This is a genomic window from Hyphomicrobiales bacterium (assembly GCA_039973685.1).
GTDB lineage: Bacteria > Pseudomonadota > Alphaproteobacteria > Rhizobiales > JACESI01 > JACESI01.
In genome coordinates this window covers 1-12,172 of record JBDWKL010000010.1, presented here as the reverse complement: position 1 = coordinate 12,172, position 12,172 = coordinate 1, and the positions used below count along the sequence as shown (strand labels likewise).

13 protein-coding genes and 1 other RNA gene are annotated in these 12,172 nt (G+C 49.1%); 11 read left to right on the top strand and 3 right to left on the bottom strand.

Features of this window, described 5'->3' with window-relative positions; translation table 11 throughout:
- Nucleotides 1–543: outer membrane beta-barrel protein (locus ABJO30_01825; protein MEP3231548.1), on the bottom strand; the 543-nt coding region annotated here is incomplete at its 3' end.
- Between the two features lie 317 nt (nt 544–860).
- Here ABJO30_01825 and leuC point away from each other — a divergent pair.
- Nucleotides 861–2,258, top strand: a complete 1,398-nt coding sequence (leuC, locus tag ABJO30_01820; protein ID MEP3231547.1) for a 3-isopropylmalate dehydratase large subunit — start codon at nt 861–863, stop codon at nt 2,256–2,258.
- Nucleotides 2,259–2,344: 86 nt separating this feature from the next.
- On the opposite strand, the gene ABJO30_01815 is transcribed toward leuC, so the two are convergent.
- Nucleotides 2,345–2,488, bottom strand: a complete 144-nt coding sequence (locus ABJO30_01815; protein MEP3231546.1) for a DUF1127 domain-containing protein — start codon at nt 2,486–2,488, stop codon at nt 2,345–2,347.
- A gap of 572 nt (nt 2,489–3,060) precedes the next feature.
- Between ABJO30_01815 and ABJO30_01810 the strand changes: the two genes are divergently transcribed.
- From ABJO30_01810 to ABJO30_01790, 5 genes are read left to right on the top strand one after another with little or no spacing between them, the layout of a single operon-like run.
- A complete protein-coding gene (locus tag ABJO30_01810; GenBank protein ID MEP3231545.1) occupies nt 3,061–3,792 on the top strand; it encodes an SDR family NAD(P)-dependent oxidoreductase in 732 nt (243 codons plus the stop codon).
- Complete coding sequence (locus ABJO30_01805; protein ID MEP3231544.1) at nt 3,789–4,529, top strand: SDR family NAD(P)-dependent oxidoreductase; 741 nt, start codon at nt 3,789–3,791, stop codon at nt 4,527–4,529. The genes ABJO30_01810 and ABJO30_01805 overlap by 4 nt, the downstream gene beginning before the upstream one ends.
- A 26-nt stretch (nt 4,530–4,555) precedes the next feature.
- Nucleotides 4,556–5,338 carry a 3'(2'),5'-bisphosphate nucleotidase CysQ gene (gene cysQ / locus ABJO30_01800; protein ID MEP3231543.1) on the top strand — a complete coding sequence of 261 codons (783 nt, stop codon included), beginning with the start codon at nt 4,556–4,558 and terminating at the stop codon, nt 5,336–5,338.
- 44 nt (nt 5,339–5,382) lie between these two features.
- On the top strand, nt 5,383–6,312 hold the full coding sequence (locus tag ABJO30_01795; protein MEP3231542.1) for a glutathione S-transferase family protein: 930 nt from the start codon (nt 5,383–5,385) through the stop codon (nt 6,310–6,312).
- A 15-nt stretch (nt 6,313–6,327) separates the two neighbouring features.
- Nucleotides 6,328–7,302, top strand: coding sequence for an aldo/keto reductase (locus ABJO30_01790; GenBank protein ID MEP3231541.1), 975 nt, complete (start codon nt 6,328–6,330; stop codon nt 7,300–7,302).
- A gap of 4 nt (nt 7,303–7,306) precedes the next feature.
- On the opposite strand, the gene ABJO30_01785 is transcribed toward ABJO30_01790, so the two are convergent.
- Entirely contained in the window at nt 7,307–8,215 is a 909-nt protein-coding gene (locus tag ABJO30_01785) for a DMT family transporter (GenBank protein MEP3231540.1), read from the bottom strand.
- Between the two features lie 122 nt (nt 8,216–8,337).
- Between ABJO30_01785 and ABJO30_01780 the strand changes: the two genes are divergently transcribed.
- The 5 genes from ABJO30_01780 (at nt 8,338) to rnpB (ending at nt 12,067) form a co-directional block, all read left to right on the top strand.
- A complete protein-coding gene (locus ABJO30_01780) occupies nt 8,338–9,045 on the top strand; it encodes a TerB family tellurite resistance protein (GenBank protein MEP3231539.1) in 708 nt (235 codons plus the stop codon).
- Complete coding sequence (locus ABJO30_01775; GenBank protein ID MEP3231538.1) at nt 9,042–9,809, top strand: N-acetylmuramoyl-L-alanine amidase; 768 nt, start codon at nt 9,042–9,044, stop codon at nt 9,807–9,809. Before ABJO30_01780 ends, ABJO30_01775 begins: the two co-directional genes overlap by 4 nt.
- 159 nt (nt 9,810–9,968) lie before the next feature.
- On the top strand, nt 9,969–11,072 hold the full coding sequence (locus tag ABJO30_01770) for a type III polyketide synthase (protein MEP3231537.1): 1,104 nt from the start codon (nt 9,969–9,971) through the stop codon (nt 11,070–11,072).
- Nucleotides 11,069–11,560: an isoprenylcysteine carboxylmethyltransferase family protein gene (locus ABJO30_01765; GenBank protein MEP3231536.1), complete on the top strand. Its 492-nt coding sequence runs from the start codon at nt 11,069–11,071 to the stop codon at nt 11,558–11,560. The genes ABJO30_01770 and ABJO30_01765 overlap by 4 nt, the downstream gene beginning before the upstream one ends.
- 61 nt (nt 11,561–11,621) lie before the next feature.
- Nucleotides 11,622–12,067, top strand: an RNA gene (rnpB, locus tag ABJO30_01760) — RNase P RNA component class A.
- The last annotated feature ends 105 nt before the right edge of the window (nt 12,068–12,172 follow it).

Sequence of the window (12,172 nt, the reverse complement as noted above, 5' to 3'; positions counted from 1 at the left end):
CTCAACGCCTGAGATCCAATTGTCTGTGAGGGCATATTCAGCACCTGCACCAACCGCATAACCAAGTGCGAGGTCTCTGTCATAAAAATTGTCAAGACCTAGATCAGGACGTCCAATAGCAAGACCCCCCTCTACATAGGTCAACAATCGTTCAGTTGGTGTGAAGCCAGCACGGGCTGTTAAGGTGCTTATGAAATCTACTTCACCGCTTGCATTGGCCGTTGTCGCGTCACCAGTTAGATAGTTGATATCTCCTTCAACACCTAAGACGAGTTTGTCGAACTGGTAATTGTAACCAATAACGCCACCGCCAACAAAGCCGGTGTCTTTATCTAGGTCAGCGCCGAAATTATTGTCAAAACGACCATTAAAATCGATCCCCGCGTTTGCGCCGACGTAAAAGCCGCTCCAGTCAAATGCTTGGGCCTGTACTGGCGCTGCGATTGGCTCTAGTACATCATTTGGCAAGTCTGCGGCGTTGGCTGTTGTTGCAATCATGAACGTTGATGCTGCAAGCAACGTGGATTTCAAAACTCTATTCATTACTATCAACTCCTTCTTATTGGCCTTTGTAAGCACCGTCTGGGGGAAAGCTTTGCTGCTTGTCTGACGGCAGGCCGTTGTTGATTTTTGATATGTGGGATTCAATTGCGGCGGCTTGTGGCGCGGATTGTGGCTATTTCTGGGTTTTTTGTTCAATAAGTTGAGATATTTTGAGAGATTACGTGAAGAGAATGCGCGGATTTTCATGCTCACAACCTTGACGTTACCCCTGTCTGTGACCGATAAGGACAACATAAAACCTTAGAGCGCTGTTGGAGTGCTCAGGTCAAAAATACAACATGTCAAAGGTCGCAAAAATGGCTAAAACGCTTTATGATAAAATCTGGGATGATCATCTGGTTCACGAACAAGAAGATGGCACTTGCCTGATTTATATTGATCGCCACCTTGTGCATGAAGTAACCAGCCCACAAGCTTTTGAGGGTCTACGCATGACAGGCCGCAAAGTGCGTGCGCCTGAAAAGACTTTGGCAGTGGTTGATCATAACGTTCCAACCACGGATCGCTCCCTCCCTAACCCTGATCCACAATCAGCAACACAAATTGACGCGCTTGCAAAAAATGCCGCTGAATTTGGTGTTGAATATTATTCAGAGCATGACCGTCGTCAGGGTGTTGTGCACATTATCGGTCCAGAGCAAGGTTTCACTTTGCCAGGCATGACCATTGTTTGTGGCGACAGCCACACATCAACACACGGCGCTTTTGGTGCCTTGGCGCATGGTATCGGTACATCTGAGGTTGAGCATGTGCTCGCGACACAGACGCTGATCCAGAAAAAAGCCAAGAACATGAAGGTTGAAGTGACAGGCAAGCTTCCTGATGGCGTGACGGGCAAAGACATCGTCCTTGCCATCATCGGTGAAATTGGTACGGCTGGCGGCACTGGCTATGTGATTGAATATTGCGGTGAAGCAATCGAGGCGCTTTCTATGGAAGGCCGCATGACCGTTTGTAATATGTCAATTGAAGGCGGCGCACGCGCTGGCCTTATTGCACCGGACCAAAAGACATTTGATTACATTACAGGTCGTCCAAAAGCGCCAACTGGCAAAGCTTTGGATATGGCGATTGAATATTGGAAGACATTGTTCACCGATGACGATGCGAAATTCGACAAAGTGGTAACACTTGATGCGGCCAACCTGCCGCCAATCGTCTCATGGGGTTCTTCACCTGAAGATGTTGTGTCGATTGAAGGTGTGGTTCCAAACCCAGCTGACATTGATGACGAGACAAAACGTGCTTCTAAACAGCGTGCGCTTGAATATATGGGTCTTGAAGCGGGCACGAAAATGACAGACATCACGGTCGATCGCGTGTTTATCGGTTCGTGCACTAATGGCCGCATCGAAGATTTGCGCGCAGCTGCTGAAATTGCCAAAGGCAAAAAAGTTGCAAGCACAGTGAGCGCGATGATTGTTCCAGGTTCTGGCCTTGTTAAAGAGCAGGCTGAGCAAGAAGGTCTCGATCAAATTTTCAAGGATGCTGGTTTTGAATGGCGTGAGCCTGGCTGCTCTATGTGCCTTGCGATGAACCCAGACAAGCTGAAACCTGAAGAGCGTTGTGCTTCAACTTCAAACCGTAACTTTGAAGGTCGTCAGGGCTTTAAAGGGCGCACACACCTTGTGTCCCCTGCAATGGCTGCTGCTGCGGCAGTTGCTGGCCATTTTGTGGATGTTCGCGACCTTTAAGCAGGTCGCCTTCAAAATTTAGACAAAACAAAACCGCCGGTTCGCAAGAAACGGCGGTTTTTGTATTCTTATAACCGAGTTCGGTCTTAGCGTTGGCCCTTACGAACGGCTGCTTTGATTTCGCTGCGGTTGACGCCAATATCTGCAAGTTCGCGGTTGCTCATTGCATATAGGTGGTTCATGTCAGTGCGGTTTTTGTTCCAGCGACGTACATTTTCAAATAGAAACATGATGTTCTCCTGATGTGTTGTTGTGTTCTTGATTTCTGTTAATGTTGAAATAGTGCTTGTTGCACTGCAGCACAATTGAGATAATCGCATGTGAGCCATGCGCCTAATGCATTGATTGAATTAATGGTTTGGTAACAAAAAATACCGCTTCGAAAGAAGCGGCATTCTTGTATGCAGAGCACGAGGGAGAGGGGAGAGTTCGGCCCTGCAAGTAAACTTATATGTACCTAGCGGGTACGGAAATCTTCGATACCAATGTCAACGAGCAGACGCTTTGGCAATGAGTTTATAACTCTTGCGCGTTGGCGCTTGATTTGCCATTGACGTAGTTGGCTAATAAAGGTCATGGGTCATACTCCAAATTACAGCATTCGGAACATCCGAAGAGTGTTGATGCTCAAATAAGTGGCAAGTGCCTATGAAACCAGCGACATTTACGAATATCAGCTATGCATTTTTTGCAGATTGTTGCGACTTGGGATTGGCGCAAATAGGACAGGTGATTTCGCACCGACACAGTTCAGCCAAAATGCTGGTTCGAGCTGTTAACAAGGTATTAAAAAGGCAGTCTTTTGAGCGCTAATTTTAGGAATAAACGTGTTTTGATCGCTGGTGGAACTGATGGCATTGGGCTTGAAGTCGCGCACCTTTTAGCATCTCGCGGTGCTGAACTGGCAATTGTCGGGCGTCGAGGTGTGGATGAACTGATATTACCGAGCGGCTGCCACTATATTCAAGCTGACCTTTCAACACCCCAAGCTCTTGACGAGATATTAAATGGCTTAGCTTCAATTGGCTTTGATAATGGTCTTGATCACTTAGTGCTCAATGCAAGCATCGCCTATGTTGGCCCAGTCAGTGATGAAACAGACGAGGGGCTTCTTGCTCTATTGGCTGTTAATCTAAAAGCGCCTCTTGCCCTTTGCCAAGGCCTTTATGGTGCCCTTGCAATTCGTGCAGGCTCTGTGTGCTTTATCAGCTCCACGGCTGCAGGAAGTGCAACACCTCAGTTCGCCAGTTATACGGCGAGCAAGACGGCGATCAATCACTTTGCTGATAATCTCGAAATTGAATGGCAGGGCCGCGTTAAAGTGCAGGTCGTAAGTCCGGGCCCAACCAGAACGGCGTTCCATAAGAAAGCTGGAATGGATGAACCACCCATGGCGGGATTGTTTATGAAGCCGCAAGAGGTCGCACGTGGCGTTGTGAGGGTGCTTGCAAACGGAAAGCGTCGCAAAGGGTACTCGATGCTTGCACTCGTGTTTTTCGTTGCAAAGCGGGCTTTGTTTGGAGGCGTATCATGAGTGTGTTGATTACGGGTGCTGCAAATGGACTGGGTGCATCGGTTGTTTCTTTTGCGAAGGAGCGCGGACATGCCGTCGTCGGGCTTGATTATCAATGGGCTGATGAAACGCAAGATTTGGAAATAACGGCTGATTTATCTGAGCCTCGATCCATTGCGAAACTTGCCCCTGTGCTGTCGGCCAAAGGGCCGTATGACATTGTTGTTCATAATGCCGCCGTTAGTGCGACGGGGAAGTTTGAAGAAATTCCAGCCACCGCCCATGAACGTCTCATAGACATCAATGTAACTTCGCCCTTGTTGCTGACTAAGAAGCTCTTGGCTGATGGCGCCATTAAACGTGGTGGAACGCTTGTCTTTATTGCATCGCTTTCAGTTTATGTGGGCTACCCAGGTGCGGCATCTTATGCGGCCAGCAAGATGGCCATATCAAACTATGCAAAGAGCTTGCGCAAATCGCTAAAGAGCGACGGGATCAATGTTTTGGTGGTTTATCCCGGACCCATGAAAACTGAGCAAGCAAGCCGCCATGCGCCAAAAGGGGCTGATGCTGAAAAGCGAATGAATTCAGATGACGTTGCTCGGCAAATATTTTCCGCAATTGATGGGCGAAAGAGTAGTCTTGTGCCTGGCGTGGGAAACAAAATTTTTGCAAAACTCGGGGCACTTATGCCGCGCACGATGCGGGCTTTGATGAAGAAGATTATCTATGACAAATTAGATGGATCTGTTTATTAAAGTGAACAGCCAAAGAAAGATTATAAATGCCGAACCTTGATCGTGAAAAATTCACTGATATTGCGCTTCAACTTGCATTGAGTGCTGGTGAAAAAATTATGGAAATCTACGAGACAGATTTTGATGTCAGCACCAAACAAGATGCTTCACCCGTGACAGAAGCAGATGTTGCTGCTGAAGCGATCATCTTGAAGGGTTTGAAGGAAGCATTTCCTGATCTTCCCATCGTTGCCGAAGAAGAAGCTGCTGCTGGCAATATTCCTGATATTGGCAATGTCTTCGTGTTGGTGGACCCTCTTGATGGCACCCGTGAGTTTTTAAATCGCAATGGTGCGTTTACCGTCAATATTGGTTTGATTGAGGATGGTTCGCCAGTGGCTGGTGTTGTTCATGCGCCCGCTTTGTCACGTACCTTTGGTGGTTCTGTTGGCAAGGGCGCATATGAGATTAGTTCAGACGAGCGCACGACCATCACCGTGCGTGCTACTAACCCTGATCATGTAGTGGCCGTTGCAAGCCGCTCTCACCGTGATGAGAAGACTGACGCTTATCTTGAAAGCGCTGGTGTGAAGGAAACCGTCTCCATCGGTTCGTCTTTGAAGTTCTGTTTACTTGCAGCTGCAGAGGCCGATTTATATCCGCGCTTTGGCCGCACAATGGAATGGGATACTGCCGCAGGTCATGCCGTGTTGGCCGCTGCTGGCGGGTCTGTTTCAAATGAAGATGGCACGCCGTTTATGTACGGTAAGCGCAACCAAGCAGATGATGTTGATTTTGCCAATCCAGCCTTCATTGCAAAAGGCGGATAGAACATTATTCTGCCTGTGATCTAGATTCAAAGGGCGATACGTTTATGAGCGATATTATTTTTCACCATTATCCACCATCACCAGTGGCAGAGAAGGTGAGAAAGACCTTCGGCATAAAAGGTCTTTCATGGGCCTCATGCGAAGAAAATCGCTTGCCACCGCGTCCTGAACTTTTCGCGATGACGGGCGGATATCGTCGTATTCCTGTGATGCAAATTGGTGCGGACACCTATTGCGACACACAATGCATTTTGCGCGAGCTTGATAAACGTTTTCCAACACCTGCTCTTGCTCCAGCAGGACGTGGTGGAATGGCGTTTGCGCTCTCTCGCTTTACAGATAGTGAAATGTTCACCCATGCATTCAAAGCTGTATTAGCGCCTGCTGCGGCCTCTTTACCACCTGAGTTTGTTGCAGACCGTGGGCGGCTTTATCTTGGCCCCGACCATGACATGGCAAAAGAAGCAGCCGACCTGCCGCACACGCTTTCTCAATTGCGTGCGATGCTTGGCTGGGTTGATGATTGCCTTACTGAAACGGGTGCCTTTATCACAGGCGATGATGCCAAAATGCCAGACATTCTGGTTTGGTATCTGGTTTGGTTCTTAAAAGGGCGGTGGGCTGATGCGCCAAGCTTCTTTGAAGAGTTTGACGGTGTGAACCAATGGGCAGACCGCATGGAAGTGATTGGCCAAGGGGAGATGTCTGAAATCTCTCCCGCAGATGCACTTGCTGTTTGTAAAGCCGCAACGCCTGAGACGGCTGAAGCTTCAGATGACCGCGACCCACAGGGTTTAAAAGTGGGCATGAACGTGAGCGTTGAACCGCTGACAGATAGCGGTGAGGATGCCGTTACTGGTACTCTGCGGGCTGTATCACGGGACAGCGTTGCATTGACCCTGTCCAATGATGAAGCGGGCGAACACGCAGTACATTTCCCGCGTGTTGGCTATCGTGTTCGCGTGTCTGGATAATAATAGGAAAATCTGATGAAATATAATCGACTTGGAAAAACGGGCCTGAAGGTTTCGGAGCTTTGTCTTGGCTGTATGAGTTACGGCGCACCAGGTTGGGATGTTCATCCTTGGGTGCTGGATGAGGCGGCGTCTGTTCCGTTTATTCATGAGGCGTTTGATAAGGGCATCAATTTCTTTGATACGGCCAATTATTACAGCGTGGGTGAGAGCGAAGTTATCTTAGGTAAGGCGCTTGCTGATTTACCGCGTGAAGATGTTGTGGTGGCCTCCAAAGTTGGTTTGCCAATGGGGGATAAACCCAACCAGCGCGGCCTGTCTCGAAAGCATATTCTGGAAGCGGTTGAGGCGTCATTAGACCGCCTTGATATGGACTATATGGACCTGCTTATAATCCATCGTCTTGATCATGATACGCCGATGGAAGAAATCTGCGCAGCACTTGATGATGTGGTCCGCTCTGGGCGGGCGCATTATATTGGGGCGTCTTCTATGTTTGCTTGGGAGTTCATGAAGATGCTGGGCATTCAGCGTGAAAACGGTTTCGCAGAATTTGTTTCCATGCAGAATTTTTATAATCTGGTTTACCGCGAGGAAGAGCGCGAGATGATGCCGCTTTGTGAGAGCGAGGGAATCGCTGTTACGCCTTGGTCGCCAATGGCGCGAGGGTTCTTGACCAAAGGCGTGGATGATGAAGCGTCCACTCGTTCAGGTTCAGACAAACTGGCACAAGGCTATTTTGGAACAGAAGCCGATATGCAAGTGCTGGCGGCTGTTCGTTCTGTCGCGGAAGAATTGGGTGTGAAGCCTGCACAAGTGGCGCTTGCTTGGGTGCGGTCGAAAAGCTTTATGACAGCACCGATTATTGGCGCGACGAAACCTCACCATCTTGATGATGCCATTGCATCGTTAGAGGTTCATCTCACACCTGAGATGATTGAGCGATTAGAGGCGCCTTACCAAGTTAGACCGATACAAGGTCATAGCTAGGGTGCTAGCGGGCGCGGGCTTTGGTTGAAAACCAAACGACCATGACAATGGCAGCGGCAAAAGCATAAGTCTCTAAGCTAATGGCCTCGCCAAGTATGAGCGCTGAGATTGCAAGCGTTACGAAAGGTTGGATCAACAAGGTTTGCCCAACCCGTGCAATGCCGCCTATTGCTAAAGCTTTGTTCCAGACAAAAAAGCCAATGAACATGGAAAACAGTGACACATAAGCAAAGCCAGCCTGAGCGCTTGGGCGAGCTGTGAAGATTGCGTCATCCCAAAAGAAATAGACGCCAATCAAGATCACGGGCGAGGCCATGATTAATTGCCAGCAGATGACTTCCCATCCCGGTTTTTGTCGTGAGAGAACGCCTGAGATCGCGTAACCCGCCGATGAAACGATAACCGCGCAGACAAGCCATATGTCGCCCCATTCTAACCCGAAAGCGCCATCACGAATTGCAAAAGTGATGACTAAAATGGCACCGACTAGAGACCAAAACCAAAAGCGGCCACTTGGTCTTTCTCCTGCGATAATGACAGCCATCATTGCTGTTGCGATTGGAAACAACCCAAGCACCACACCAGAGTGACTGGCGGGTAAAGTGACAAGCGCAAGGCCGATGAAGCCTGGAAAGCCGATCACCAAGCATAAGCTTCCCAAAAAGGTTGCTTTCCACAATTTGCGGGGGAGGCGTTTGCCTGTGATCAATATGACGATGACCGCAAGGCTTGCTGCAACGGTTGCGCGCCCAAAGGTTACAAACCAAGGGTCTAGGTCCGCAACAGCAAGGCTTGTTGCAGGAACCGTTGCGCCAAAGATTGTGACACCGCAAAGACCGAGTAGAATGCCCTTAATAGAAGTGTCCAAGCCATTGTTCTCAGGCTGCGTTTCTTGGTTTTTTGAGATGCTCAAGAGGCCGCTTTCAAGAAGTGATCGAAGAAAAATGCGAAACTACTCGTCAGAGCGGACGGAGTCGACTAAATTGTCAAAATGATAGGGGTAAAGGCCATCGTCGTTTCAATAACGGATTTTGAATGAGTATTTGGGGCAAAATATCTGAGGTCGTGGGCGCAATTGCCACCAGTGCACCAGTTGCAGGTGTGCTTGATGCGGTCGTCGGCCTGCTCACAGGTGTGTCGGATAACCCAGAACGCCGGCAAGTAGCCTTCACCGTTGCGATGATTGCGCTTTCTGCCAAGATGGCGAAAGCGGACGGGGTTGTGACGGAAGACGAGATCAACGCCTTTCGCGATATATTCGATATTCCCCCCACCGAGCAACAAAACGTTGCCCGCATGTTCAATCTCGCCAAACAAGATGTGGCGGGTTTTGATGCTTATGCCAGCCAGATTTTGAAAATATACCAAGATGATCCTGATATTTTAGAAGATATCTTGGATGGACTTTTTCATATTGCTGAAGCTGATGGCATTATTCACGAAGACGAGCTTGCCTTCTTGGAAGAAGTGGCCCGCATCTTTGGTTTTGAAGATGAGAGTTTTGCCGCCATTAGATCGCGCCATGTGAAGGGCGGGGAGAATGACCCTTACCAAGTGCTTGGTGCCGATCATTCTTGGAGCAACTTTGAGCTGCAAAAGCACTACCGTAATCTTGTTAAAGAAAATCACCCAGACCGTTTAATCGCACGCGGTGTGCCGCCAGAATTTGTTAGCATGGCCAATGATAAAATGGCCGCCATTAATGCAGCCTACGAGCAACTTAAAAAGGAACGTGGACTTTGAGCGCAGAGACTTTTGAGCCTGATTATAAAGACGTCGCTTATGTGCGGCCTGCGCCCAATGTAAATGAGCGTGTTGGTGGGCCAGCGGATATGCTGCTCATTCATTACACGGGTGTGGTTGAAGCTGAAAAAGCGTTGAAATGGCTTTGTATGGAGGCAAGCAAAGTCTCTTGCCATTATTTCGTCTTTGAAGATGGCCGTGTTGTCCAGTCTGCGCCGGAAAAACTGCGCTGTTGGCATGCTGGTGTTGGGTATTGGAAAGGGGTTGAAGATAATAATTCCCGTTCCATAGGCATCGAAATTTCAAACCCCGGCCATGAGCATGGGTACATCCCGTTTAATGATGTTCAAATGGAGGCTGTGATCAAGCTTTCACAAGATATTTGCCACAGAAACGCCATACCGCCAGAGCGCGTGATCGGTCATTCTGATGTTGCGCCGTCACGGAAGCAGGATCCGGGCGAGTATTTTCCGTGGGATAAGTTATTTGAAGCAGGCGTCGGCCATTGGGTGCCAGAAGCACCGTTGGGCGATGGTCGCTTCTTCCAAATTGGCGAGGAAGGCCAGCCCATCGAAGCACTGCAATCCATGTTCGCGCTTTATGGCTATGGGATTGAAGTCACGGGTGTTTTTGACCGTAAAACCCAAGACGTCGTGACCGCCTTTCAACGCCATTGGCGACAATCAAAAGTGGATGGTGTCGCAGATGCTTCGACCATTGAGACGCTCCATAATTTGCTCAAGTCACTTCCTGTAACAGGCTGACATATCGACGTAATTTCATATTGTGTGATGATGTATCGCGGCGTTTTGCCATATTTGGCGGGTTGCGGGGAGTAACACAATGCTGATGTAAGGTGATGCTGATAATTGGGAAATGTGCTTTAGTTAAGTGACTGGTGTCATCGTAAAGGCGTTTTTAAAATGAATGGTCCTGTCACTCAGCTTGATGTTTTGCAACAATCTCCCTTGGATGCGCCCGTAAGGTTGCGCGGCCTTGGAACAGCCGTTCCAGAGCATCTCTTGCCGCAAGATCTTGTCCAGAAAAATGCCAAGCGTATTTTGGGCAAGCGTTATCCAGAGTTTGATCGGCTGTCGAAGACCTTTTTAACCAGCGGTGTTGAGCAGCGATATTCCGTCGCGCCGTTTGAATGGTTTGAAGAGCCAAAAAGCTGGCCAGAGCGGACAGATGCCTTTTTGAAAGGCGCGACGCAACTGTTCATCGATGCAACCAAAAAAGCGCTTGAAGATAGCGGCATGAGCGCTGATCAGATTGATGTGATTGTCACCGTGTCTTCCACTGGCATTGCAACGCCGACCTTGGAAGCGCGCGCAATGGCTGAGCTAGATTTTCGCCGTGACGTAAAGCGCGTTCCCGTTTTTGGTCTTGGTTGTGCAGGTGGTGTGAGCGGGCTTTCTATTGCAACACGACTTGCCAAAAGCATGGCAGGTGCAAATGTGCTGATGGTGGCGGTTGAAACTTGCACCTTGTCGTTCCGCTCCGACCGTATGCAAAAGGCCGACATTATCGCTACCGTTCTGTTTGGTGATGGGGCGGCGGCGGCCATTTTATCAAGCGGTCAAGGCGATGGCCCAATCCTTGGCGAAGGGTCTGAATATACATGGCCTGATACATTGCCCATTATGGGTTGGGATGTTGATGATGACGGCTTTGGCGTGGTGTTTGATCGTTCTATCCCTGCCTTTGCCACCAAGCATTTTCGTGAAGCGATGGAAGCGGGCTTTGAAGCAAGTTCGTTTAAAGAGAGCGACATTAAACGGCTGATTTGTCATCCCGGTGGTGCAAAGGTTGTGGAAGCGATTGAGAGCTCGATGAACTTGGATGAGGGGACACTGAACCATGAGCGCGAGGTGTTGCGTGACTTTGGTAATATGTCTGCACCAACCGCTTTGTTTGTCTTAGACCGTGTGCTTCGCGATAAGCCAGAAGGGCAAATGATGCTCGCAGCACTCGGCCCTGGGTTTACCGCCTCAACACTTCCGATTTTATTTGAGAGCCAGTCATGACGGGCGCACTGTTATTCATTGCTTTCTTGATTGTGCAACGCCTTGGCGAGCTTGTTATTGCTAAACGTAACACGGCCAAATTGGTGGAACGCGGCGCGAAGGAATATGGGGCGGAACATTACCCCTTTATCGTCGCGGTCCACACGTTATGGGTTTTGGCGATCATTGCTCTTGGTTGGGATCAACCAATCTTGTGGCATTGGTTTGTTGTTTATGCCATTTTGCAAGTGTTCCGCATTTGGATTTTATCAAGCCTTGGTGAGCGCTGGACAACACGGATTATCATTTGGAATGAACCACTTATCGTCCGTGGGCCTTATCGTTTTATCAAACACCCAAACTATATTTTGGTCATTGCCGAGATTATTGCAGCGCCAATGGTGCTAGGCTTATCATGGGTGGCGGTTGCCTTTACGGTGTTAAATGCCATCATTCTCGCAATCCGAATTCCGGCAGAAAACAAGGCGCTTGCAACGATCAAGAAATGATAACAACTAGTTTTATCGAACTTACTTGACGCGCCCCTACACTTACGCCAAAAATCTGCCGTCAGTTGGTCGGGTAGTCGCTCACATCAATGCCGCAAGGCGGGTCCGAAAGGTTATGTGAGAGGAAAGTCCGGGCTCCATGGGAATACGGTGCCGGATAACTTCCGGTGGGGGTGGTGAGCAATTGCCACCTTTAGAGATAGTGCCGCAGAAAATATACCGCCTCCGGCTCTCCGGCAGAGAGGTAAGGGTGAAAAGGTGGAGTAAGAGCCCACCGCGTCTTTGGCAACAAAGATGGCATGGTAAACCTCACCGGGAGCAAGACCGAATAGGGATGATGCGCATTTTGGGGTTTGTGCCCCGTTAAAAAATGCAGGGCCATTTCCAGCCCAATCATCCGGGTGGGTTGCGTGAGCGTCTCAGCAATGAGGCGCCAAGATGAATGGTTACCACGTTTGTTGGCAACAACAGGCCATACAAAACCCGGCTTATAGGCCAACTGACGTTTTTTCTTTTAAAAATATTGTTTCCCTCCTTTGAGTGCGAGCACTTCAAAAACCCCTTCAGATTCAACCCATTATTAAGCAATTTCCTGCATTCTTGGCATGTGGA